The sequence below is a fragment of the Alteromonas sp. G4i13 genome (genome assembly GCF_054960505.1).
On the sequence record NZ_JBHNYX010000008.1, the window covers coordinates 38,411 to 62,789 of the forward strand.

Genomic DNA, 24,379 nt, shown 5'->3' on the forward strand with positions numbered 1-24,379 from the left:
TAAGGTCAGCCATATATTGGCTGGTTCAGATAACTAGGATTACTACGGTTGTGGCGGAGCAAAAGTACGGTTTGTTGCTTACTTTTGTTCCGCCACACGCTGTGAAGTAGATGAAAGCAGAGAGAAGACTCTGTAAGCGTGATTGAAACAGATTTAATTACTCGACGACCGTGCAAGAAAGCAGGTATTAAGCTCGATAAACCGTTGTAAAACCATAAAACCGTACGGATGTTCCTTCTGTACTTTTCAGTCATCTTTTCTTTTAACAACATGCGCTATAAACATCTAGGCATGTAAAATGAGGTTTTTATGTCGTCACTCACATCATTCGTTCGTTTGTCGAACGAGAAAGCCACATTAATATTCGACTGCCAGGGTCGTATGCCCAAAGTCATTTACTATGGTGCGCCATTAAGTGACAGTACAACACCAGAAATGCTGAGCGTTTTAAACACCCGTCAAGAAGCAAAATGCGCACCCGTAATTGAACCGCCGATTACGTTGGTACCGACTCACGGTGACGGCTGGACGGGTCAGCCAGGTCTTGAAGTGTCGGGCGATGCCGACCAGTGGTCAGCAGGCTTTAGCCTGACCGAAATAAATGAAGATGCACAGTCTGTTGCTTTCGTAAGCGAAGACGCTCGCCGCGGTATGCGTCTTATCACAACTGTTGAGCTCGATAACAAAACGAGCGTAGTAAAATACGTTTCTCGTCTCGAAAACAGTGGCGAAACACCGCTCAATTTAGGCTATTTAAATGCTGCTAGCCTGCCCTTGCCTACTTCCGTAAGTAAAATTAAAACATTTGAAGGCCGCTGGTCAGCAGAGTTTCAAACCAAAGATCACGATCTCTTCTTTGGAAGTTATGTACGTGAAAATCGCCGAGGCAAAACATCTCACGACACCTTCCCTGGCCTGATTGCATTCCCTCAAGGCACGGGTGAACTTAACGGTGAGTGCTATGGCTATCACCTTGGCGCTTCTGCAAACCACAAGCTTCGCGCCGAGCTTATGGCTGATGGCAGAAGCTATGTGCAGTTTGGTGAGTTATTATTTCCAGGTGAAGTGGTACTTAACGCTGGCGAAAGCTATACATCCCCCGTGCTTTACACAGGCTATGGCTGTGAAGGTTTCTCTTCGCTATCACAACAGTTCCATAACTTCATTCGCAGCAACGTGCTAAACCACAGTGCTGAATCGAAGCCTCGCCCGGTGCACTACAACACATGGGAAGGAATTTATTTCGATCATAATGAAGATGAACTAAAAGCCTTAGCCGATAAAGTTGCACCATTGGGCATTGAGCGCTTTGTGTTAGATGATGGTTGGTTTAAAGGGCGCAGAAACGACAAGGCTGGGCTTGGCGACTGGTTTGTTGATGAAGCTATCTATCCTGAAGGACTAGACGGGCTCATTGACCATGTCACTGGCCTTGGCATGGAATTCGGTATTTGGTTTGAGCCAGAGATGGTAAACCCTGACAGCGACCTGTACCGCGCACATCCTGAGTGGGCGCTGCAAACCGAGGATAACCCCCACGTCCCTTTCAGAAATCAGTACGTATTGGATTTAACCAACCCCGAAGTGGTTGAGTACCTTTACAAAGTGATTACTGATGTACTGAAGGCGTACCCCAAAATCAGCTACATCAAATGGGACATGAACCGCGACGTAAACCACCCCGGCAACCTTCACGGTAAACCTGCGATGCATGGTCAAATGGCTGCGCTTTACAGCTTAATAGACCGCGTCAAGGCAGCTAAGCCAGGCATTGAGATAGAAAGCTGTTGTTCAGGCGGCGGCCGTGTAGATTTAGGTATTTTGCCACACACAGATCGTTTCTGGACGTCGGATTCTAACGACGCACTAGACCGTTTGTATATTCAGCGTGGTTGTTCTTATTTCTTCCCGGCTGAAGTAATGGGCGCACACGTTGGCCCGCGCGACTGCCATATAACGGGTAGACACTTACCTATTGAGATACGTTCGGCAGTAGCCTTGTTTGGCCATATGGGTATAGAGATGGACCCACGTGAACTTACTGACCACGAGCAAAGCGTGCTTACTGATGCTATTTCACTTTACAAAAAGTATCGTCATATCACCCACGGCGGCGATCTATTCCGCATGGACGATGACGGCATGAACGTAAAATTTGGTTATGTATCTAAAGACAAGCAAGAAGGTATTTTTGCATATAACAGCGTTTTGGAAACTGTTCGCACTACGCCAAACCGCTTCTACTTTGCAGGTCTTGATGCTAATAAACAATACACCATTGAGCGTGTATGGCCTGAAAAGCTAAAAGAATACACCCCGTCTATTTTGCAACAAACTGATGGCCAAGTATTCTCAGGTGAAGTATTGATGAAATACGGCATGCAGCTGCCGGTATTGTTCCCGCAAACTGCACTAATTTATACCGTTAAAGCGGTATAGAGCTGAAGACTCGACTCGAAAGCTAGAAGCTAAAGCGAGCTAAGCGGTGTTACGCCGCTGCTCGCTTTTTTGTGGTGCTTACTTGCTTTGCATCTCCAAGCCTAACGCCCAGCGATCGTCAAACCCTTTCCAAGGCTCTGGCTTTTTGCCATCTACGGGTACTTGGGCACTACTGCCACTCACGTTCAGGTATTCACAATCATCTTTTAAACCTTTCACATGGCAGTTCATAAGCGCAAGCGCAAAATGCTCGTTAATGGCATTAAGCTTTTGCACTTCCCATGCTGGCTCAATGTAACTTCCCAAATCAAATTCACTGCCATAAGCTTCTTTAGGTGCAGGGTGAGGTGCAACATTGTGGCGTGCATTCTTGATGGTTAGTAACTTAGATTCTTTACTGCCGGTATTATCGAATAACCACTTTATACCGTCGTAGCCAGAAATATCGTCGTTATCCCCAGCAACATAAAGAACAGGAACTTTAATATTGTTTAGCGATTGCACATCAAATAGCTGATGTTGCCCGCCCCATGGCGCAAGTGCTAGCGCCGCTTTCCAGGCTGGTAATGCTTCTTCGCTACTGGCCTTGCCACCTGCGCAGGTGTTAAGCGCTTCTTTAATTAACGCCGCCGTTTTAGGATCTTGTGTACCAGTGAAGGTTGCGGCGGTTTGGTCGTTAAAAGCATAGCATCCTCCTACCGTGCTAACTGCGCCGTAGCCCCCCATTGAATAGCCAATCACTCCCGCTTTGCTTGCATCCACACTCTCTTTAAAAAAGGTATTTTCGCTGATGCTGTTCAATGTAAGAACTTGGTCTCGTGAACGATTTAATAACGTACTTGGAAAACCTGAATACGGATTTTCTGCAAAATTAACATCTTTGTTTGTGGAATCTGTGTGGTCGATTGCCGCTACTACATAACCGTGAGACGCGAGGTGTTCGCCTAAATAAAACATAAGGGTGCGGTAACCGGTATAACCATGAGAGATAACTATTACCGGAAAATCAGTGTCAGCAGCGGCTATAGGCGCATCACGGCTTGCATCAGCTTGTACCTCAAACACCTGACCACTTCTTGTTTCATTAATGTACGTGGCCTTTTGAGCCGAGCTTGCTGCAGGATACCAAACCTCCAAAGTAAGTGATCGCTCGACTTCATTACCAGCAATGTCTTTTACTTTAACAGGATAAGCCGCTTCGATTGTCTTTACGCCAACATCATAGTTACCTTTGTCACTTAACGATGGCATTACGTCGGCTGGAAACGGCTTATAAAGCGTTTGAGCAGCTGATACCGAAGGAGATATGGCCGCGGTCGCTGAAGCCAGAACAGCACCGCCAAAAAGTAGGGATAACGTTTTCATAATTTGGGTAATTTTCTCGTTATTAACAGGCAAATTCATAATACCTCGTCACGGGTATCGCACAAGCCAAACACTATTATTATTGTTGATTAAGAAGAATAAGGGGCGGTAATAAAACAGGGCGCTTTAAGCATGAATTGTCATGAAAGTAATGGTAAAACGTAACACCTTGAAAGCCTTTAATTTGAAAGGTATTGCTTCCACCTTTCATCAAAAAGCGGTTTAAGAAATAAAGGGTATCCATCTGCCACAAAGTTAATGTCTCTTAAGGTTTGGCTTTTCATAGGCGTGGATGTAATGTGAGTTAGCGCGCTGTCTAGATCACTCGTTACCGCTTGTCCTAGCTCACTCTTAGAACACAGTAAGCGCTTTGTTCCTCTTAGCTGCTGTGACAGTTCACTGATTTGATAAACATTAAGCGCATCGAGTTCTTCTTCTGGTAATGCTGAAAGCTCGCGGTGCCCTACATAGCCAAAATCTATTCTCCCACTTTCCAGAAGGGCAATGGTATGCATGCCTAAGTCTTTGCTTAACCCATTTAAACGAACCACATTGTTTTTTGTAGCCCATTGCTCAACAGTATCGGCGTATACGTTATTCACATCGTTGTAGAGTACCGTTCTCAAATTTTGCTGAAGCAGAGCGCGTAAAGAAATGGACTCAAAATATCCCTGCGTTGGCTGAGACTGCGCGGTATCTAATTCATTTTTCAATGAAGGCTGAAGCGCTTTTCTTGCAACAATGAGTAGCGGTAAGTTTATAGAGGTTGGCAGGGAGTAATATCCCCACTCAGCGCGTTCTTCTTGGTAAGCGGCGCCATAAAAACAATACACTTTTTGTGCGGATTGTTGATGCTGTACCAACGACCATGCGCGTTTAACCGGATAAGCTTCAAATTGGTGTTCATAGTTATGCAGGTGTGTAGAGAGGTACGCCATGACGTCATAGATCGGCCCTGAAGTGATACTGACACCACTGCCTTCAATTCCAAGCTCGGGTGGTCGCAACCATACTACTGTAGGCTTTTTGAAGGCGCAGCTTTCCCCTTCACATTCGCCGTCTGTTTGCGCAAACAGCACGCTGCTTTTAAGACACAACAAAACAAAAGCCACCAAGGTTACTACTACTGACACTGCAAAAACCCAACCTTTTACACGTAATTCTTAAAGCTCACTCATCGCGTTTATGGGAAAACAACAATGGGAATATGATGAAATTATTTTAAGGTAATCGGGGGAAGAAAGGCGGGCACCAATCTCATAATTGGGCGAACTTAGCTCAAAAAAAGAGCCGCTATTAAAGCGGCTCTTAGAATATTTTCAACACGTGAACAGTTTTTTCTTAAAACGGAATGTCATCGTCGAAGTCAAAATCTGGCTCAGCCATTGGTGGGTTCTTTGGCTGACCTTGATTGCCACCTTGAGGCGCTTGATTGTAGCCGCCACCTTGGTTTGAGTTGTAGCCGCCCTGCTGGCCACCACCTTGCTGTGGCGCTTGGTTATAACCGCCTTGTGCTGGCGCCTGGTTGTAACCACCTTGGTTGTTCTGAGGACGTTGGTAACCACCGTTACCGCCACCGCCTTCACCGCCGCGACCGCCAAGCATTTGCATTTGGTCTACGATAATTTCAGTGGTGTATTTATCTTGGCCTTGTTGATCTTGCCACTTACGCGTCTGCAATTTACCTTCAACATAAATTTGCGAGCCCTTTTTCAGGTACTCTCCGGCAATTTCTGCTAAGCGACGGTACATTGTAAGGCGGTGCCACTCAGTGCGCTCTTGAACCTGACCCTGTTGGTCTTTCCAGCTTTCGCTAGTTGCTAGGCTTAAGTTCGCAACGGCGTTTCCGTTAGGCATGTATCTAACTTCAGGATCATTGCCAAGGTTTCCAACAAGAATAACCTTATTAACGCCTTTCGTTGCCATTGATGTCTCCTGTAACGTTTTTAGTGGCTTGCTGTATAACTCTTCTTAGTAAGACATCAGCAAGCGCGAAAGTTCATCGAATATTAGCCGGTTAGTATACCGTATTTTATGAGGGAAAATTGAAGTTTTTCGCCACAGGTTTACGTTACTAACTGCAACACGTTCTAGAACTTAACAAAATTTATTGTCAGCGTCTTCTGAACTTTCGCGTTGTTTTTAGCTAATTTTAGCAAGGGCGTTGCGATTAAAAACGCCTTTCTTTGTCTGCTACCACCACGTAATGTAAAACGCCGCTGTAAGGATAACTACAGCGATAGATGCTACATTAAATCCGCTTGTGGTTTTGAACTGCACTTCGTTTAGGTCGACAGCGTTTTCACTGACACCTTTTTTCTCTAGCAAAGAAACAACCACAGCTAAAGCAATACAAAGCAGGAAGACAAGTCCAACACGGTCAATAAACGGCAGTTCAGGCCAGAACTGTCTAAACGCAATGCTTAAAACAAATGAGCCTAATGCGGCCAACAGACCACCGTTTGCTGTGGTTTTCTTCCAGAACATACCTAAAACGAACAATGCGCAGATACCTGGTGTAAAGAAGCCCGTGAATTCCTGGATATACTGGAATGCTTGATCAAAATTACCCAACAGCGGCTTGGCCACCACCATAGCAATGATAAGCGCGACCAAGCTTACGATACGACCCACTTTCACATAATGCTGCTGCGACTCGTTTGGACGCTTATCTTTATAAAGGTCCATGGTAAAAATAGTAGAAACGCTATTTGTCATCGACGCTAGCGAGGACACAATCGCCGCCACCAAGGCTGCGAAGATAATACCTTTAAGGCCAACAGGCATCAGCGTCATTAGGCTTGGGTATGCTTGGTCCGGTTTAGCTAAGTCTGGCACAATTAGCACTGCTGCAATCCCTGGCAATACCACAATTAGCGGCATTAGCAGTTTTAGGAAAGCCGCAAACGCAATACCTTTTTGCGCTTCTTGAACGCTCTTTGCCGCCAACGTGCGCTGAATGATGTACTGGTTAAAGCCCCAATACGACAGGTTCATGATCCACATACCGCCAATCAATACAGAAATGCCCGGCAAGTCCATATAGTGCGGGTTGTCTTCTGACAAAATCATGTCGAATTTCTCAGGGAGCTTGTTAGTAAGGTCAACAAAACCTTGGATGGCACCATTGCCGTCGCTGATTAGGTTTAACGCCGTATACGACAGGAACAAGCCACCAATAACCAACAACACGACTTGAATAATGTCGGTGAGTGCTACCGCTTTCAAGCCGCCGTAAAGTGAATAGGTTAACGAGAAAAGACCTAAGAACATCATGCCGTAAACCATATCAACACCCGCGATGGTATTGATGGCCAATGCACCTAACCACAGCACAGCCGTTAGGTTTACAAAAACATAAACACCTAGCCAGAATATTGCCATTACCTTGCGCACGCGATGATCATATCGCTGCTCAAGAAATTGAGGCATGGTGTAAATTTTATGCTTAAGAAAGATAGGTAAGAAGAACTTGCCGACAATAAGCAGCGTAATGGCGGCCATCCACTCATAAGACGCAATGGCAAGCCCCAACTGGTAACCTGACCCCGACATGCCGATGATTTGTTCGGCAGAAATATTGGCAGCGATGAGTGATGCGCCAATTGCCCACCATGGCAAGCTTGAGCCCGCTAGAAAGTAATCATTTGTGTCTTTTTGATGACCCTGCTTTTCGCGAGAAACCCACCACGCAATTCCGACAAGCGCGACGACGTATACCACGAACAACGTGATATCTATTGATGCTAATTTCATAGTTTTTCCCAAAGTTCTTATTTTGGGTGCGGCGATTGTTATGCAGGGTACACAGGTGAAAAATTGTTTTTATTATTATATTGGTTGTTGCCACACCAGTGTCACGTTATTAAAACGCGTTTCGCAAAGCACAATAAATCATAAATGGGTGAAAAACTCACCGTTAAACTTATCGCGTTATTGCGGGTAGTATTAGTATCACACTTTGTTTACTTTTTTTAACTAGAAATGTGCACTTTTTGTAAAAAAAAGCCGCAACCAATGGATGCGGCTTAAGGGACACAAACAATTCTAAAGAATAGGATTGTTTAGAAAGGGGAGAGGTTTGTGTATAAAGGCTGTATTTAAATCGATAATTAGGCGAACGCGCCCTGTGTAGCCGTACACACATAAATGTCAGCACTGTATCCTGTTTCATCAGAGTACTTGTCGGCCACGACTTGCTTCACCGCTTCAACTTTGTCGGTAGGTACAAGGGCCACTACGCAGCCGCCGAATCCACCGCCAGTCATGCGAACACCACCCGATTTACCCAGCACTTCACCAATGATCTCAACCAAGTAATCGATTGGGCGAACGGTAATTTCAAAGTCATCACGCATGGAGATGTGAGATTGCGCCATGGCTTCACTAACCGTTTCGATGTCGCCAGCTTTTAAGGCTTGGCTTGCTGCCAGTGTTCTAGCGTTTTCGGTAACAATATGCTTCGCGCGGCGATAAACCACCTCTGGCATATGTGCTTTAGCGCCTTCTAGCATTTCCATAGTTGCTTCGCGTAACGATGACACACCCAATAACGACGCGCCTTGTTCACACTGCTGACGACGCAAGTTGTATTCACTGTCAACCAAACCACGTTTAACATTCGAATTGATGATAACGATTTGATGCGAGTCTGGTAGTGGTGAATGCTCAATGGCTAGCGACTGGCAATCAAGCAGCATTGCCATGCCTTCATTACCCATAGCAGAGATTAACTGATCCATAATTCCGCATGAGCAGCCTACGAACGTATTCTCGGCTTTCTGCCCTAACAGTGCAGCCTGTACGCCATCGAGGGGCAACTCATACAGCGCGCTTAACGCTTTTAATATAGCCACTTCAAAAGATGCCGAAGAGCTTAACCCAGCGCCTTGTGGCACATTGCCCGTAACCAATAAGTTAGCTCCGCCAAAATCTGGAATGGCCTCTTTAAGTACTTTCACTACGCCGCGAACATAGTTTGCCCACCCTTGTTCTTCGTCATAGTTAATGTCTGACAACGAAAACTGGTTTTGTTGATTTTCGTAGTCCATCGCGGTAACCACGATGTCGTTATCTGCGCGCTTTGTTGCCGCAACCCACGTTCCAAAGTTGATTGCAGCCGGAAATACGAACCCTTCGTTATAATCGGTATGCTCACCAATAATGTTCACTCGACCCGGCGCATGTGCGATTAACGCTGGCGCCTCGCCGTAATGCGTTTCAAAATTAGAAGAAAGTACTTGATTATCCATTCGCATTCTCACGTTTCTTATAGTGCACTGTGGATAGTGCTTTTAATCTGTCTGCCGCTTGTTCAGGGGTCAAATCTCGCTGTGCCTCTGCCATCATTTCGTACCCAACCATAAACTTGCGTACACTTGCTGAGCGCAGAAGTGGTGGGAAGAAATGCGCATGTAGCGTCCATTCAGGGTGCGCTTCACTATCAAATGGGGCACTGTGCCATCCCATAGAGTATGGGAAAGACGTTTCAAATAAGTTGTCGTACTTCGCTGTAATTTCGCCAATGATCTTAGCAAGAGATAGCGACTGAGAATCCGAGAGCATGTGCATAGATTGCACGTCAAATCTGGGTAACAGTAGCGTCTCAAAAGGCCAAGCGGCCCAGTATGGTACAACTACAACCCAATCATCATTTTGACACACGACTCGCTCTTGCTTCGCTACTTCTTGTTCGGCATAGTCCAACAGCATAGGCGTGCCGTTATCACCAAAGTATTGCTGTAGCTGCACGACTTTTTTCGCTGGGTCGGTAGGCACATGCTGCTGCGCCCATACTTGACCATGAGGGTGAGGATTTGAACACCCCATCATTGAGCCTTTGTTTTCAAAAACTTGTACCCAGCGATAGGTTTCACCAAGTTCAGCGGTTTGTGCTTTCCACGTGTTGACTACGTCTACGCGTTCTTCATCGGAAAGCTCAGGTAACGTTTTGCTGTGATCAGGGGAAAAACAAATAACACGACTGCAGCCTTGCTCAGTTTCGAACTGAAACAGCCCCTTTTTCTCACTGGCTTGTTCTGTATCTTGCTTAAGGGCAGCAAAATCGTTTTGAAAAACAAACGTACCTTTGTAATCAGGGTTAACTTCACCATTCACGCGGGTGTTTGTTGGACATAAATAACACGTAGAGTCGTAAGATGGCTTTTGTTCGTTGTTTGGCTCTTCTGAGGCTCCCTGCCAAGGGCGCTTCGCTCTGTGAGGCGACACTAACACCCACTCACCCAACAAAGGGTTGTAACGGCGATGTGGATCGTTGGTAGGGTCGAAAGGGGTTCCCATAATCACTCTCTCTGAATTAGCCTGCTACGCTCTAATGCGCAACATCAAATAGGGTTAAACGTTTACCCTGATAATGATATAGCAAGCTTCTACGTTTATCAATTGCGTAACAAAGAAAATTAATTGTTAAATTGATAACAAATAATTTTCTTTTGTCACTACATAACGATTTCTATGCGCTGAACTTGTATCGCATACTTGCTTTGAAGGTTTCCCCGGCTTTTACGAAACAGTTTGGAAACTCGGGCTTATTGGGTGCATCCGGGAAATGCTGTGGTTCTAAGCACAAGGCACCAAGCTGATCGTCGGTTTTCAACCCGCCAGTATAAAACTGCAAACCCGGCAAGTTAGTAAATAACGACATAGCAATACCAGTATCAAGTGCCTTTACGGTTGCTTGTGGGGTATGCTCAGGCGTATCACGGAGTACATAGTTGTGGTCGTAGCCTCCCACCCTATCAAATAATGGATGGGAATTAGATTGCTCTGCCCTTTCTTTTATTGCTGTAGGTTTCGTGAAATCAAAGGGAGTATTGGCAACTTCGACCAGTTTTCCAGTTGGCAGCAAGGTGCTATCTGCGTCCGTGACTTTGTCAGCATCTATATGTAGCAATGTATTACCCACTTGCGGGTCGTTGCTCAACGTGAAGTAAGCATGCTGCGTGAAACTAAGCGGGGTTTCTTTGTCTGTGTTTGCGGTGATCACAAGAGATAACTCATTGTTTTGATCAAGGGAATAGCATGCCTCTACATTAACAGTACCGGGAAAGCCACCTTCCCCATCGGGACTAGTTAAGGTAAATGTTACAGCCACACTGTCTGTCGTCTCTTGGACGCTTGCCGCCCAAACTTTCTTATGAAACCCAGCTAGGCCGCCGTGTAGATTATGTTCACCGCCATTTTTATCTAAGGTGTACTCTGTTCCATTTAACGCAAACGAGCCATGTCCAATTCGGTTTGCGTAGCGTCCTACGATCGCACCGCGATAGCTCGGGTCATCTATATAGTCTTGTAGAGTCTCGAAAGTTTGGACACAACTTACCGATTCACCTTCTGCATTTGGGAAGTGAATTTCTTTAATAATTCCGCCGTAGTTAAGCAAAGTAACTGACATGCCGTTGTCGTTAGTTAACGTAAAGGCGTTTACGACTTCGCCTTCAACTTCACCAAATGCAGATACATTTATTTTCATAACAAAATTTTTACCTTAAGACGTGCTTAGTAAACTGACGCTTTCCAACCTACCACACATTTTTTATACATTAATGAATAATGCAATCTTTCAGAATGTCTAGGAGGTTATACGTTTTCCATTCTTTTTTACAGCGGTTTGATTAACAATCATAGAAGGTAAAACCACTTAGGTAATCTAACGCTCTTCATCTCTCTAATGCATCTCAGCCCCGTGAAAGACACCACAAGCTAAGCGTTAGAATTTTATCTTTTTTTGTAAATATAATGTACGCTATGGCAATCAGGTCAATCGACACTCCACGCAATAAAACGAAGTTTGAAAGAAAATGGCAACAATAAAAGATATCGCCCAAGCCGCTGGCGTTTCATTAGCGACCGTATCAAGAGTTATTAATAATGGTCCTAAAGTGGGCAATGATACTCGCAAGCGTGTCAAAAAAATCATGGAAGAAATGGGTTATCGTCCCAACGCTAATGCGCGGGCACTTGTAACCAAACGTAGCGCATCTTTAGGCGTTGTCATTGCTGAGCTCCACGACCCATTTTTCGCTATGTTAGCCCACGGGGTGGAATCCATTACCCGCAAGAATAACGTTCAAATTTTATTAAGTGCCGGCTCTATTGAAAAAGAGACTGAACTTCGCGCTATTGAAACACTGCTAGAGCATCGAGTAGAAGCCATGGTAGTGCACAGCAAAGCACTTGATGACGAGACCCTGATCGGTTTTGCAAACCAAGTTCCAGGCTTTGTATTAATTAACCGCTATATACCAGAGATAGCAAATCGTTGTGTATGGCTTGATAACGTAACCGGTGGTCGCCTTATGGCGGAATATGCCATCAACCAAGGCCATGAACATGTCGCGGTGATAAGCAGTCAGTATCGCATAGACGATCCTAATCATCGCCTCGAAGGGATTAGAAACGCAGTTAACAATGCGAATTTAAGCTTGCCTGAAAGCATGATTGAGTATGCTACGCCCGATCAGGAAGGTGGTGAACTGGCAATGCAAAACTTGCTTGCTACTGGTGCAAAATTCACTGCTGTTTTGGCTTATAACGATGCTATGGCATCTGGTGCTATGACCATGCTGCAGGACCATGGTATTTCAGTTCCAGAACAAGTTTCTGTGATGGGATACGATGATGTGCTGTTAGCAAAGTACTGTCGTCCTAAATTAACGACTCTGCGTTATCCAGTAGAAATGATGGCAGCAAAAGCGGCGGAACTTGCATTGAAGTATGCATCGGGAAGCAAACCAGAAGATGGGCTTACCTTTAAATATACTCCTACAGTAGTAAAACGAGATTCAATGGTTAGGGTTTAGCTGTTCGTTTTCCTTTCAAAAATTAATAGACCAAAAAAATACCCGCCTATGGCGGGTATTTTATTTAATCACTTACAAGCAAGTTTGATGGATGATTAATCGTAATTCGATGTATAGTTAAGCAACTGTGTTCTAAAAATTTCATGACATGAAACTATTGACAAAAATACCCGCTTGATCGTTTTGCCTCGAACTTTTATCCCCAAAGAGCAAAATTGCCTGATCCTGCACAGCTTTACGATCAAAAAAGATTAAGATCGAGCACAGTTGCTCTACAGCGCTTGATTTAACTGACATTTCGTGATCCGACCAGAAAGTGATGAAAAGATCGTGATCTGTTGTTCTATATGGCTATTAACAGACTTACCAACAAGGTTTTCCACTACTTATCCACAACGAGTAAGGTTTCTATTACTGAGTGAATCTTGCTAAAAACTGCTTGTACTCTTGTATGGCATAGTCACTTTTTAGCGTTGCGTTGTGCGTCGCACCAGGAATGACCGAAATATACTTTTCGCTACTTGATGCATCTTCTAATAGCTGCTGACTAATCGGGTAAGGCGTTATTTTGTCTTCCTCACCCACCACCAGCCATAGCGGTCCCTCATAGTGACGCAAGATTGGGGCTATTTGCATACTATGAACTTCATCGTGAAGCTTCATGTTTGTGAATGAATTAGAGAAGCCTGGCACCATGTTGGCAATTAAATCAGAGATATTATTGAAAGCGCCGTCTAATACTAAAGCGTCTATCTTTCTATTTGCAGCAACATAGCTTGCGAAATAGCTGCCTATACCTCGGCCGTGAACGATAGTGGGAATTGAGGCGTCAAACGCACTTGCTACATAGTCAAACTGGGTTAACGCATCTTGTTTAATAGCGTTAATACTTAAGTCCTTCGCTTTATCACTGGCTCCTACTCCCTGATAATCGAGCCACAATATATTAGCGGGCAACTTACCCAGTCTATGAATAACGCTGTTGTTTTCGCTTACAGGCATACGATTGTCTGCAAAGAAAACAATGTTAACAATAGGGTCAGGGTAAGAAACAGCAACACCTCTCAAAGTTAACCCAGCGTCATTTTTAACTTCAACACGGGTTATGCCCGCTGAGGTTTTGTCTTTTTGAATTGCCGCGTGTAGCTTCGTAGTATCAAGGGGCTTTTGCTGAGTGTCTTGATAAAAGAAGGCCGAAGGGGACACGTTAATTGCGCACCCAATAAGTGACACACTTGCAACTACACTAATTACCGCGTTTTTTAAGCTCATCATTAAAGAACTGTCCGTGTTGAATGGTTATGGCGAAATTTTTATTCAGGTTACATAGGTGTAATGGTTGTGTCGCTGATCAAAAACTCGCTCAGCAAAATCAACAGTCCCACACCTATGCTAAACAAGCTGTAACAGTTTGCAACAGTTGTTCTGTTTCTTAGCGATACAAACTTTCTTATACTAAAGACAATATTACTTGCATAATTTATCTGCATAAAACAAAAATAATTTAATGAAAAGTAGAACATTTTCCATGTCTTACGCTACATCACCAGCTCGACTTATTGTTGCCTGTTGTGTCCTACCCTTACTTATTGCCTGCGAGTCTACGCCACCCGAGCTTGACTCATCATTAATTCCTGCGTCGCAGAGAAAAGACTATCAGCTAACCATGTCTAAAGCGAAAGCTTGTCCAATCAACTTGGCAGAACTAATCGACATACGGTCGAGTAAAGACTTGCTCGTTGGAAGCAGTAATGTAACAGAAGACACGCTCTATTCACTGTTACAGCAAAGCTTAGAAGCGATGAATGTCAGCCCAGATATTGAAGCAGCCAACAGCGTGAAAGTAGTACTAAACCGCGCGTTTATAAAAACCTTAGGCAGTAATATGGTTGCCACCGTGGTGCTTAATGTTAAGTACAAACCTGACTATGCCGAAGAGTATTCACCCGCCACCACCTTCAGAGGGCAAAGCATGAATGTGAACGCCAGTGTCAGTGAAAAAGAGAGCAATCAGATTGCTATCGATGCAATGAAAACCGCCATTGATGATGCCACCAAACGTATAAAGTCTTCACTGTTACACAACTGCGGAAATGCGCTAAGCGAACTAGAGGCGGTATAAGCCTAAGAAACTATAAAGTGAACGCGATTGAGTGAGCGTAAGCCCTAAGCTCGAACTTTCAATCAGGGTAAGATTCAGTAGATAAGCCGCGTATTGTCGACCATAAAGCACGCCATGCCACCGTCAACCGCCGCTTTTCGTCCCATGTCGGTATCTTCAAACACCACACAATGCTGTGGTGCTACACCCATTAATTCTGCCGCACGCACAAAGGTTTCAGGGTGAGGTTTACCTTGAGTGACGTCATCGGCTGTAACCAGCGCAGATAATTGGGCTAGCAGGCCGTGTTCATTTAACACCATTTGCGCGTGCTGCCTATCTGAACCTGTCCCCACTGCAATGGGCATGCTTCCCTTATAATGGTTAAACACGTCCAGGGTATCTTGGATAAGCCTTGGGACATGGTCTAGCCCTTCAAACGCCTGTTTTTTATATAGAGCAACCTCTGCTGGATCGTGGCTTTTTCCATACTTTGCATTCATAAGATGTACGGTTTCAAAGGTAGGAACACCACCTAAACTGTATTGGTAGTCTCGGTCGAAGGGATAACCAAACGCATCGCACGTAAGCTGCCACGCATCAATATGCGCCCCCATTGAATCGACCAAGGTGCCATCCATATCAAAAATAATGGCTTTGTAGCTGCTTAGGTCAATCATGGTCTTCGCTTCCTTTTCAAAAATAGTGTGATGCTAACCTTTCATGGTTGCAATGAGATAAGCAACTATGCAGACAACACGTCTCGCGCTTTTACCGCATCAAAATCACGATCAACTTTCAGGTATACCGCGTTATTTTGACTGTTTAATGTCACTTCCAATACACCAGGCACTAACAGCAGCTCGGCTTCAATGCTGGAAACATTTGAACTATCAAAATCTCCATTCATCATCACACGCTTAACCCGGCTCACTTCTTTAACACCAAGAATAATAAAAAGCCAAAGCAGAGTGCTAGCGGCACCAATGCCATAAGCTAACTCTTGCGACCAAATATCGGTGACGAAACCAGAAATTACACCGCCCAAAAACGCACCGAAAAATTGAAAACTGGCGTAGAGGCCCATGGCCGTTCCTTTTTGTCCCGCAGGCGCAATGCTCGACACCAATGCAGGGAAATTCGCTTCCAAATAATTAAAGCCAGTAAAGAAAAGCACCACGGCAGCGGTAACCCACCACCAGCTATGGTCCTCTAAACTCAGCGCCAAAAACGCGCCGCCCATTAATACAACGCCGGTTACAAGGAGCGATTTAGGCGTACGGCCTCTTGCTACTCCCATCATTATAATTAGGCCTACAATTGACGCGCCTAAAACGGGTAAGTAAACCGTCCAGTGACTGTCTAGCGTCATATCAAAGTTCAGTAGCGTTACGGGCAGTTGAACAAACAACAGCGTTATCATCATGTGTAGAATCATCACGCTGATATTTAAACGCCATAACTGAGAAGAAAAAATTAAGCGCTTTAGCTGGTCTTTTTGTGGGAGTGTATCGCCACTGCTCAGCTGCACACCGTTTGGCACTACCCATTTAACCAGCGGCATGCAAAGAATGGCCAGAATACCAGTAATACCAAACACACCTGCAAGCCCGTAGCTGTTCGCAATGAGAGGTCCTAAAATAACGGCTAAATAGAATGAGAAGCCAATGGCTATGCCTATAATAGCTAACACTTTGGCTCGCTGACTTTCCCGGCTTACATCGGTAGCTAGCGCCATTATCGCACCTGCAATAGCCCCAGCGCCTTGAAGAATACGCCCAACAATCATCATGGCCATACTGTCGGCGTTTGCTGCTACAAAGCTTCCTAATGCAAATACAGCAAGCCCTAGCAAAATAACGGGTTTACGCCCCCATTTGTCAGACATCATACCCATAGGAATTTGCAGCGCAGCTTGGGTTAGGCCATATCCACCCACGGCAAGTCCTACCAACAGCGGCGAGTAATCTGGGTAGTCCATTGCGGCTACAGCCAACACGGGCATAACCATGAACAGCCCCATCATGCGTAATACGTAAACGGAGGCGAGTGCAAGCGCAGCGCGTAATTCCAAAGCGTTCAAAGCGTCTGTTTCCCTCAATATATAAAATCAAAAAAACATAAAAGCGCGCAGAGAACACCTGTTTCTGCTGCATTAAGAATAAGGTCGCGAAGTGTAGCATAATACAATTGGTATTTTCTTCTGCTCGCGAGGTAGATTTAGCCCACTCGCACTACCCTTTTTCTTAATAGGGGTTTAAAAGTGGGGATAAAATCACCACTTTGCAATGTCGATAAGAGAGATCTAATCGTAAGCTTATGTCCGTGAGGTGATCTGCTTACTCCGCTTACAGTATAACTTGAATGTCATATCACTTTACTTGACACCTATGGCATACTGATTCTTTTTCTCTCATTTAGGCTTCAATGGATAAAATCGAAATTCGCGGTGCTCGCACCCACAACTTGAAAAACATCGATTTAACACTGCCACGAGACAAACTGGTGGTGATAACCGGCCTTTCTGGCTCGGGTAAATCGTCTCTTGCATTCGACACGCTTTATGCAGAAGGCCAGCGTCGTTACGTTGAGTCTTTGTCTGCCTATGCTCGTCAGTTTCTATCTATGATGGAAAAACCAGATGTTGATCATATTGAGGGTTTATCACCAGCAATATCCATTGAGCAGAAATCAACATCGCACAACCCTCGTTCAACGGTGGGTACCATCACTGAAATATACGACTACCTGCGTTTAATGTTCGCGCGAGTGGGTACGCCACGCTGTCCAGACCACGATGTGCCGCTAGATGCACAAACGGTCAGCCAAATGGTCGATAAAGTGTTAGCGATGCCCGAGGGCAGTAAGTTAATGCTGCTAGCGCCTATTGTTAAAGAGCGTAAAGGCGAGCACGTTAAGACGCTGCAAAACCTATCTGCTCAAGGCTTTATTCGCGCGCGTATCGATGGTGAAGTGTGTGATCTATCCGATCCGCCGCCTCTCGATTTGCACAAGAAGCACACCATCGAAGTTGTGGTCGACCGCTTTAAAGTGCGCGACGATATGGCACTACGTTTGGCTGAATCATTCGAGACGGCGCTTAGCCTTGCTGGCGGCAACGCGGTTGTGGCTGATATGGACGATAAAGACGCAGAAGAAATTGTGTTTTCTGCTAATTTCGCCTGCCCACACTGTGGTTACAGCATCAGTGAATTAGAGCCGCGCCTGTTTTCATTTAACAACCCAGCGGGCGCCTGCCCTACCTGTGACGGCTTAGGCACAAGACAGTTCTTTGACCCCGCACGCGTAGTCGGCAATACCGAATTGAGTCTGTCTGGCGGCGCTATTCGCGGATGGGACAAGCGCAGCTATTACTATTTTCAAATGCTACAGGCAGTAGCAGACCATTATAAATTTAGCCTTACCGCGCCATTTGAAGAGCTCGATAAAAAGCACCAAGACATTGTGCTTTACGGGTCTAAAGGCAAGTCGCTGTCGTTTAAGTACATAAACGAGCGTGGCGACGTGATGGAGCGTAAGCATCCATTTGAGGGCATTATCCCTAATATGGAGCGTCGCTATCGCGAGACCGAGTCGAACTCAGTGCGTGAAGAGCTAGCAAAATATTTAAGCCAGCAGCACTGCAGTAGCTGTAACGGCACCCGTCTGCGTGTTGAAGCACGTAATGTATTTATACAAGACACCAACCTGCCAGCCATTGCTGACATGTCGATTGCCGATGCGTACGGCTTCTTCGAGACACTGAAACTTGAAGGTCAACGTGCTCAGATAGCCGAGAAGATTTTGAAAGAAATCATGGACCGCTTGCGCTTCTTGGTAAACGTAGGTCTTAACTATCTTTCTATGTCGCGCAGCGCCGATACCCTATCGGGCGGTGAAGCTCAGCGCATTCGACTGGCAAGTCAAATTGGCGCAGGCTTAGTGGGCGTTATGTACGTGCTGGATGAGCCCTCTATCGGTCTTCATCAACGGGATAACGAACGCTTACTTGGCACGCTTACGCACTTGCGCGACCTGGGTAACACCGTACTAGTTGTAGAACACGACGAAGATGCCATTCGCGAAGCCGATTACATTGTAGATATCGGCCCGGGGGCGGGTGTACATGGCGGTGAGATAATTGCCGAAGGTTCGCTGGAAGATATTAAGAACAGTGAACACTCACTTACTGGAAAATACTTATCTGGTAGAGAGAAGATTGATATTCCTGCAACACGCACACCGGTTAAAGACGACAAGTGGCTAGAGCTTTTAGGCGCTACCGGCAACAACTTGAAGTCTGTTGATTTACGTATACCTACCGGTGTAATGACCTGTGTGACGGGTGTATCGGGCTCGGGTAAATCAACGCTGATTAATGACACCTTCTACAAAATTGCGCAACGCGAGCTGAACAAGGCGACCACGTCTGAACCGGCACCGCATAAGTCGATGACAGGATTAGACCAGCTCGACAAAGTGGTCGATATTGACCAAAGCCCTATCGGCAGAACACCGCGCTCTAACCCAGCGACTTACGCTGGCATTTTCACTCCAATTCGTGAAATGTTCGCTGGCACACAAGAGTCGCGTTCACGGGGTTACAAACCTGGCCGCTTTAGCTTTAACGTGAAAGGCGGCCGCTGTGAGGCGTGTCAGGGTGACGGTGTAATTAAAGTGGAAATGCACTTTTTGCCAGACGTGTATGTGCCTTGTGACGTGTGTCAGGGCAAACGCTATAACCGTGAAACCCTTGAGATAAAGTACAAAGATAAGAACATTCACGAAGTGTTGGAAATGACGGTGGAAGATGCCCGTCAGTTCTTCGATGCTATTCCGGCTATTTCACGTAAATTGCAGACCCTCATGGACGTAGGCTTGTCATATATTCGACTAGGCCAAGCCGCCACTACGTTATCAGGTGGTGAAGCACAGCGCGTGAAATTGGCGAAAGAGTTGTCAAAAAGAGACACTGGGCAAACACTCTATATCTTGGATGAGCCAACCACCGGGTTGCATTTCCACGATATTAAACAGTTATTAGCCGTCCTTCACAGACTGCGCGATCACGGTAATACCGTTGTGGTTATTGAGCATAACCTAGATGTGATTAAAACCGCAGACTGGATTGTTGACCTTGGACCCGAAGGTGGATCCGGAGGTGGCCAGATTATTGCAGAGGGAACACCTGAGCATGTGGCACAACAAGAAGTTTCACATACAGGTCGATTCCTGAAACCCATGCTCACACAAGCTTGAGCCGGTAACGAGGTAAATCCGTTAGCGTAAAGCGCACTCGTTTTCTACTTTGCTGCTGTGTAATTTACACAGCAGCTTGTAAGAAGTGCGCGTTGACGTTTATTTACACGTTTTTCCATGCTGGTCAGAGCTTGTATTGGCAAATCATACGTTACGATGATTTTTGTGTATTTTTGCAGTAAGAATTGCTGGAGCGACAACTAATGAACCAAACGCCGCCATTAGCCTTAGTGAAAACATGGTATCACCTACTGTCATCATCAGAAGACAATGATGTGAAAGCACGCGCACAAGAAATGCTGTTAAAAGCCTTCGAGTCGCCTGAGGCCATCGCGATTTATCTAAAAGAACACAATATCCTTAAGCACTGATCAAAAAAGCCTTAGCGCAGTAAACGCTACTACGCTAAGGCTTAGTGTTTATTTATAATAAGATATTACGCGTGCTTCGCCGCTTGAATAGCTAATCCTTCGCACACCGAGTTGAAAGCGTCATTCTCTAATCGAGGTAAACCGGTAAGTAGGTTTTCATATAGCGCATCAACCACGATTGGCGATAAACTCATACCACCTGTGATCATCACCACTTCTGGCTTTTCACTGCTGTTTTCCAAGCATTCCACCACTAGCGCTTTCACTTTATCAAGCCAAGGTTTTAACGCCTTTTTAAGTGACTCTTGCGAAATCTCCACATCAAAATCATCTTCAATATAGTGTAGCGGCAAGGTGATATTCTGCTTACTCGACAGTAGTTCCTTGGCTAATCGAGCCGAGTTCACCACACGGGCAGACAACTTGTTCTCCTGAACAATAAGCAAGCGTTCTAATTGGGCTGGCTCTTTAATCACAGACATGGTTTGAGAAATATCTAACCCATAATCGTCAGAGAAAAAGCGGGTGAGTGCAGGAATGTTATCAACCGCGCACATATCAGAGAAGTACGTGGGTGGAACAGGAAGCCCGTTAATCATCTTAAGGCCCATTCCCATTTCTGGGGCAATAGCCTTTAGCACCAAGCTTTTGTCGCAATCCATGCCGCCTAATCGTCTGCCTGTTACCGACAGAACATCATCTTTGCGATCAAGCTGATTTGAACGCTCTGGGGAAAGCTTAATACAGCAAATATCCGTGGTCCCCCCACCAATATCGACAATCAGCGTAGTGGTATCCCTTGGTAGGGTTTGCTCAATTTTATACGCCGCTGCTATGGGTTCATCTAGGAAATTAACCCCTGTAAACCCGGCTTTCGTCGCCGCTTCAGTCATAATTTGAATGGCTTGCGCGTTCCCCTCTTCACCGCGGGTGCCGTGAAACTTAACAGGACGGCCAATAACTGCATTATTAACAGCCTTGCCTAGCTGTTGCTCTGCACACTGTTTAAAATAGGCCAGCTGCTTAGCAATAATACCGATGAATGCTTGTTTTTGGTCACCGTCTAGCGAGGCGCCTAAAAAGTTCTTAGGTGAATAAATTAGACGGCCTTTATCAGGCATTTTAAGAAAGCGTCTAAACCCTTCTTCACCAAACGCAAACTTACCGTGCTCTACCAACCGCAGCAAAGGGATTTCGTCTAGCGACATGGCATGCATCAATTGCGCAATAGCTTTACGCTGTAATGCAGGCTTGTTGTGCAAATCACCGCGCAGCGAGTCGATACGGTCGCTATACATCGCCTGTTCTTTTGGATCTTTTGCCGAATAATAGCCGTCCTTCGCCTTATCTATTTGCTCACTGATAACGCGCTGTAACTGCGCCACTTTCGCTTCAACCATGGCATCAGGAGGCGGCGGCAGTTCATCTTCAAAATAGATGAACACCGAAGAACGGATTTTATTGCCCTTCTTATCTAACGGGTCGAGTTTGATGTGCTGATGGGCCGTTCCATCAAAATACACAACCTCAGAATTTGATGTACCGTAGTCAATCCCAATCGCAGTCATAATATGTTCGCTCAAAAAGTTAGAAGCGGATTGTAAGTAAATACGAAAGTGCTTTCTAGCTTTGTATGTAATTGAGCTATATTGCTTTTAACAGAGCTATTGCAGCATTTAATTCTGAGTCACTGGCTGTATGCCCGTCCCAAGATACCGCCTGGGGCACAAAGTCCTCTCGATATGAGCCGTTCACATGGTAAAGACGTTCAAAACCCAGCTCTAAAGTTATGGTCGAATCAGGTAGTTGAAATTGATTTATCCCGCCAAGCAAATCAGCCATGGGTGTGCCGATTACCGCCTTTGCACCAATGGCATCAAAGCCAATAGCCATACCTTCTCCCATACTGCCGGTCCAATGACCAACGAGTACCACTACTGGCTTACTGTAATAAGGTAATGAAGGGGTAACATAGGCCAAGTGTAGCTCTGCTTCTTGGTAGGGTTTTCCCGCATTTTGAATTTTGTAACCTTGATATGCGGTTTTGGCATTTACAAAGTGCCCCAAGATAGGCTCAGCTACACCAGTGTTTCCCCCGCTCGGCGTATTACGCAGGTCAATCACTAACCCCTGTGTTGATTCAAGTGACTCAAGAGCTTCTTTGAACGCACGAACGGTTTCAGAATTACCTAGATTATTATTAAAGCGGATGTATCCGATTCCCTCTTTCTGCTTAACTATCAGAGGGGCTTTTGTTCGAAGTAGATTAATAGCATCGTAACTAGCTGCTAATTGCACGCGTTTGGCATCATCAAAATCAGACGCCACTTCAATGTGCCTCTCTTGATTGCGACGCCCACCTAAAGCCACATTAACCGCCCACGTTTTATGTGCGTCAGTAAGCGGTAGCGATGTGTTTCCAAAAACGCGTTGTATTGCGGCTTCTGTAGACTCGCCGTCAATACCTACAATCATGTCACCTAAGGCTAACTGGCTTTTGGCAGCAGCACTGCCCGCTTTAATACGTGTTATAACAAAGTCATCGCCTTGCTTTTCCACCCAAATATCAGACCCCGTTGGCGTGACGCTGTAGTCCGCTTCGTTTAGCGGTGATACGTTAAAATGCGGGTCGATAAAAAACTGCTTCACCACCTGCAATACGTCGACAAACTCCTCTTGCGTTGTCGCGTTTATTGCAAGGGGTTGGTAATACGCTTTTAAAGCTTCCCAGTCGGTAGGTGCCGTATCTAAGTATGCATAGTTATCTTCAACAGTTTGAACAAAGGCTTGCCAGCTTTCTTTCGTATTGAAACCCTGGCTTTGTGCGCAGCTGCTTAGCGGAAGAAGTAGTGACAACAATAAAATAATTCGATAAATCATAATGCTCCCTATTATGAATTGGAATGATGAGGAAATTGTTCATTTAAGCGCGTAAGAAGCGATTGTTTTTTTAGCGCCTGCTCCATGCTTTTGAGAGAGGCTTCAAGATTGACCTCTATCTCTTCCCAAAGGGCATCATATACGTCTTCAAATTCTTGCATTATCGTCACTATCTGCGCCGCATCGGCCTTTGCTTTAGGCGCAATATCGTACACGCGCTTTCGCGAGTCTCGTTCATCGGGCACAGAAACAAAAAAGCCGTCTGCAACACTTTGCTTCAACCGACTTTCAATAAGTTGACGTGAAAGACCAATGTGACTTGCTAACTCAGTTGACGAAAGAGGCCCTTGAGTATGAATCGCCAGTACCAGAGAAATACGATTTGCAGGCAGACTAATATTAAGCGCTTCAAATACCTCTTGACCTTGAGTTGCAATAAGCTCGCTAGCACGCAAAAGTATTGCGCCAAACTGAGGGCTTCTGATCATAAATAGGCACCTTGTGATTTTTTCTCAAACTCATTTATGCAAATATTTGCGCAAATATTTGCACAAATCAACTTATTTTTGAATGTGTATGTTTTGGTTAGGTGTTAAAAATGTTTTCCAACCGGATCAATTACTGTTTGATAAATGACTGAAATAGCTGCGGCATAATGCTAGAGTGAAAGCTAAATAAACAACGAACTCTACTAAAAAATATGAGCCATTCAGTACCATTAGTTACGTCATTCGACGTACGTTTTTGTGAAACAGATGCCTTACAGCATGTAAGTAACACTGCATTAGTCGCTTGGTTTGAAGCAGCCAGAGAGCCTATTTTCAGAATGTTTACCCCTGAACTAGACTTACAAAATTGGCCGCTAATTTTAGCCAGCTACAAAGTCGATTTTTTAGCTCAAATTTTTTATGGCAAACCTGTGACGGTTAAAACCTACATTAGCCGGCTAGGCAACAGTGCGTTCGACGTGTTTCAAGAGTTATGGCAAGACGATAAGCTGTGCTCAACAGGCATTACCACCATGGTGCATTTTGACTATAAAACACAGCGCTCTGCGCCTATACCGGATGAAGTGAAATCAGAACTACAGTCTCACTTTAAAGAAGTACCAACTCAGTAATAAAGCGCAGTACGAGGTCTCC

19 protein-coding genes are annotated in these 24,379 nt (G+C 45.2%); 6 read left to right on the forward strand and 13 right to left on the reverse strand.

Going from position 1 to position 24,379, the window contains the following annotated elements; translation table 11 throughout:
- Positions 1-309: 309 nt before the first annotated feature.
- Entirely contained in the window at positions 310-2,439 is a 2,130-nt protein-coding gene (locus ACFI6J_RS05470; RefSeq protein WP_014947884.1) for an alpha-galactosidase, read from the forward strand.
- A gap of 78 nt (positions 2,440-2,517) precedes the next feature.
- Here ACFI6J_RS05470 and ACFI6J_RS05475 read toward each other — a convergent pair whose 3' ends face one another.
- The 7 genes from ACFI6J_RS05475 to ACFI6J_RS05505 form a co-directional block, all read right to left on the reverse strand.
- Positions 2,518-3,843 carry an alpha/beta hydrolase family protein gene (locus tag ACFI6J_RS05475; RefSeq protein ID WP_014947883.1) on the reverse strand — a complete coding sequence of 442 codons (1,326 nt, stop codon included), beginning with the start codon at positions 3,841-3,843 and terminating at the stop codon, positions 2,518-2,520.
- Between the two features lie 140 nt (positions 3,844-3,983).
- Positions 3,984-4,937, reverse strand: a complete 954-nt coding sequence (locus ACFI6J_RS05480; RefSeq protein WP_014975375.1) for a hypothetical protein — start codon at positions 4,935-4,937, stop codon at positions 3,984-3,986.
- A 208-nt stretch (positions 4,938-5,145) separates the two neighbouring features.
- Positions 5,146-5,730, reverse strand: coding sequence for a single-stranded DNA-binding protein (locus tag ACFI6J_RS05485; protein WP_014947881.1), 585 nt, complete (start codon positions 5,728-5,730; stop codon positions 5,146-5,148).
- Positions 5,731-5,997: 267 nt separating this feature from the next.
- Positions 5,998-7,560: a sodium/sugar symporter gene (locus ACFI6J_RS05490; RefSeq protein ID WP_014947880.1), complete on the reverse strand. Its 1,563-nt coding sequence runs from the start codon at positions 7,558-7,560 to the stop codon at positions 5,998-6,000.
- 356 nt (positions 7,561-7,916) lie between these two features.
- The gene (galK, locus tag ACFI6J_RS05495; RefSeq protein ID WP_014947879.1) at positions 7,917-9,056 is read right to left on the reverse strand and encodes a galactokinase; all 1,140 of its coding nucleotides are present in this window, start codon (positions 9,054-9,056) and stop codon (positions 7,917-7,919) included.
- The gene (locus ACFI6J_RS05500; RefSeq protein WP_014947878.1) at positions 9,049-10,104 is read right to left on the reverse strand and encodes a UDP-glucose--hexose-1-phosphate uridylyltransferase; all 1,056 of its coding nucleotides are present in this window, start codon (positions 10,102-10,104) and stop codon (positions 9,049-9,051) included. Before ACFI6J_RS05500 ends, galK begins: the two co-directional genes overlap by 8 nt.
- A 172-nt stretch (positions 10,105-10,276) precedes the next feature.
- Positions 10,277-11,296 carry an aldose epimerase family protein gene (locus ACFI6J_RS05505; protein ID WP_462585777.1) on the reverse strand — a complete coding sequence of 340 codons (1,020 nt, stop codon included), beginning with the start codon at positions 11,294-11,296 and terminating at the stop codon, positions 10,277-10,279.
- A gap of 328 nt (positions 11,297-11,624) precedes the next feature.
- Between ACFI6J_RS05505 and ACFI6J_RS05510 the strand changes: the two genes are divergently transcribed.
- A complete protein-coding gene (locus tag ACFI6J_RS05510) occupies positions 11,625-12,626 on the forward strand; it encodes a LacI family DNA-binding transcriptional regulator (RefSeq protein WP_014947876.1) in 1,002 nt (333 codons plus the stop codon).
- A 411-nt stretch (positions 12,627-13,037) separates the two neighbouring features.
- Here ACFI6J_RS05510 and ACFI6J_RS05515 read toward each other — a convergent pair whose 3' ends face one another.
- On the reverse strand, positions 13,038-13,901 hold the full coding sequence (locus ACFI6J_RS05515; RefSeq protein WP_014947874.1) for an alpha/beta hydrolase family protein: 864 nt from the start codon (positions 13,899-13,901) through the stop codon (positions 13,038-13,040).
- Positions 13,902-14,133: 232 nt separating this feature from the next.
- Between ACFI6J_RS05515 and ACFI6J_RS05520 the strand changes: the two genes are divergently transcribed.
- Positions 14,134-14,748 (forward strand): hypothetical protein, encoded by a 615-nt coding sequence (locus ACFI6J_RS05520; RefSeq protein WP_462585779.1) that lies wholly within the window; start codon positions 14,134-14,136, stop codon positions 14,746-14,748.
- Positions 14,749-14,822: 74 nt separating this feature from the next.
- Here ACFI6J_RS05520 and ACFI6J_RS05525 read toward each other — a convergent pair whose 3' ends face one another.
- Together ACFI6J_RS05525 and ACFI6J_RS05530 are read right to left on the reverse strand one after the other, a co-directional pair.
- Complete coding sequence (locus ACFI6J_RS05525; RefSeq protein ID WP_014977981.1) at positions 14,823-15,407, reverse strand: HAD family hydrolase; 585 nt, start codon at positions 15,405-15,407, stop codon at positions 14,823-14,825.
- Positions 15,408-15,472: 65 nt separating this feature from the next.
- Complete coding sequence (locus tag ACFI6J_RS05530) at positions 15,473-16,810, reverse strand: MFS transporter (RefSeq protein WP_061439035.1); 1,338 nt, start codon at positions 16,808-16,810, stop codon at positions 15,473-15,475.
- A gap of 344 nt (positions 16,811-17,154) precedes the next feature.
- Here ACFI6J_RS05530 and uvrA point away from each other — a divergent pair, with 344 nt between their 5' ends.
- Both uvrA and ACFI6J_RS05540 read left to right on the forward strand, forming a co-directional pair.
- Positions 17,155-19,986 carry an excinuclease ABC subunit UvrA gene (uvrA, locus tag ACFI6J_RS05535; protein WP_014975365.1) on the forward strand — a complete coding sequence of 944 codons (2,832 nt, stop codon included), beginning with the start codon at positions 17,155-17,157 and terminating at the stop codon, positions 19,984-19,986.
- Between the two features lie 203 nt (positions 19,987-20,189).
- A complete protein-coding gene (locus tag ACFI6J_RS05540; protein WP_012516741.1) occupies positions 20,190-20,357 on the forward strand; it encodes a hypothetical protein in 168 nt (55 codons plus the stop codon).
- Between the two features lie 65 nt (positions 20,358-20,422).
- On the opposite strand, the gene ACFI6J_RS05545 is transcribed toward ACFI6J_RS05540, so the two are convergent.
- From ACFI6J_RS05545 to ACFI6J_RS05555, 3 genes are all read right to left on the reverse strand, one after another.
- Positions 20,423-21,925: an Hsp70 family protein gene (locus tag ACFI6J_RS05545; RefSeq protein WP_156077739.1), complete on the reverse strand. Its 1,503-nt coding sequence runs from the start codon at positions 21,923-21,925 to the stop codon at positions 20,423-20,425.
- 76 nt (positions 21,926-22,001) lie between these two features.
- The gene (locus tag ACFI6J_RS05550) at positions 22,002-23,237 is read right to left on the reverse strand and encodes a S41 family peptidase (protein ID WP_014975363.1); all 1,236 of its coding nucleotides are present in this window, start codon (positions 23,235-23,237) and stop codon (positions 22,002-22,004) included.
- 11 nt (positions 23,238-23,248) lie between these two features.
- The gene (locus ACFI6J_RS05555) at positions 23,249-23,725 is read right to left on the reverse strand and encodes a MarR family winged helix-turn-helix transcriptional regulator (protein WP_014975362.1); all 477 of its coding nucleotides are present in this window, start codon (positions 23,723-23,725) and stop codon (positions 23,249-23,251) included.
- A 212-nt stretch (positions 23,726-23,937) separates the two neighbouring features.
- Between ACFI6J_RS05555 and ACFI6J_RS05560 the strand changes: the two genes are divergently transcribed.
- Complete coding sequence (locus ACFI6J_RS05560; protein WP_014975361.1) at positions 23,938-24,357, forward strand: acyl-CoA thioesterase; 420 nt, start codon at positions 23,938-23,940, stop codon at positions 24,355-24,357.
- Positions 24,358-24,379 lie beyond the last annotated feature (22 nt).

Excerpts from the sequence above, each read along its gene's own strand:
- ACFI6J_RS05470 (WP_014947884.1), top strand. The coding sequence starts at position 310 with ATGTCGTCACTCACATCATTCGTTCGTTTGTCGAACGAGAAAGCCACA.
- ACFI6J_RS05475 (WP_014947883.1), bottom strand. The coding sequence starts at position 3,843 with ATGAATTTGCCTGTTAATAACGAGAAAATTACCCAAATTATGAAAACG.
- ACFI6J_RS05485 (WP_014947881.1), bottom strand. The coding sequence starts at position 5,730 with ATGGCAACGAAAGGCGTTAATAAGGTTATTCTTGTTGGAAACCTTGGC.
- ACFI6J_RS05490 (WP_014947880.1), bottom strand. The coding sequence starts at position 7,560 with ATGAAATTAGCATCAATAGATATCACGTTGTTCGTGGTATACGTCGTC.
- galK (WP_014947879.1), bottom strand. The coding sequence starts at position 9,056 with ATGGATAATCAAGTACTTTCTTCTAATTTTGAAACGCATTACGGCGAG.
- ACFI6J_RS05500 (WP_014947878.1), bottom strand. The coding sequence starts at position 10,104 with ATGGGAACCCCTTTCGACCCTACCAACGATCCACATCGCCGTTACAAC.
- ACFI6J_RS05505 (WP_462585777.1), bottom strand. The coding sequence starts at position 11,296 with ATGAAAATAAATGTATCTGCATTTGGTGAAGTTGAAGGCGAAGTCGTA.
- ACFI6J_RS05510 (WP_014947876.1), top strand. The coding sequence starts at position 11,625 with ATGGCAACAATAAAAGATATCGCCCAAGCCGCTGGCGTTTCATTAGCG.
- ACFI6J_RS05515 (WP_014947874.1), bottom strand. The coding sequence starts at position 13,901 with ATGATGAGCTTAAAAAACGCGGTAATTAGTGTAGTTGCAAGTGTGTCA.
- ACFI6J_RS05520 (WP_462585779.1), top strand. The coding sequence starts at position 14,134 with ATGAAAAGTAGAACATTTTCCATGTCTTACGCTACATCACCAGCTCGA.
- ACFI6J_RS05525 (WP_014977981.1), bottom strand. The coding sequence starts at position 15,407 with ATGATTGACCTAAGCAGCTACAAAGCCATTATTTTTGATATGGATGGC.
- uvrA (WP_014975365.1), top strand. The coding sequence starts at position 17,155 with ATGGATAAAATCGAAATTCGCGGTGCTCGCACCCACAACTTGAAAAAC.
- ACFI6J_RS05540 (WP_012516741.1), top strand. The coding sequence starts at position 20,190 with ATGAACCAAACGCCGCCATTAGCCTTAGTGAAAACATGGTATCACCTA.
- ACFI6J_RS05545 (WP_156077739.1), bottom strand. The coding sequence starts at position 21,925 with ATGACTGCGATTGGGATTGACTACGGTACATCAAATTCTGAGGTTGTG.
- ACFI6J_RS05550 (WP_014975363.1), bottom strand. The coding sequence starts at position 23,237 with ATGATTTATCGAATTATTTTATTGTTGTCACTACTTCTTCCGCTAAGC.
- ACFI6J_RS05555 (WP_014975362.1), bottom strand. The coding sequence starts at position 23,725 with ATGATCAGAAGCCCTCAGTTTGGCGCAATACTTTTGCGTGCTAGCGAG.
- ACFI6J_RS05560 (WP_014975361.1), top strand. The coding sequence starts at position 23,938 with ATGAGCCATTCAGTACCATTAGTTACGTCATTCGACGTACGTTTTTGT.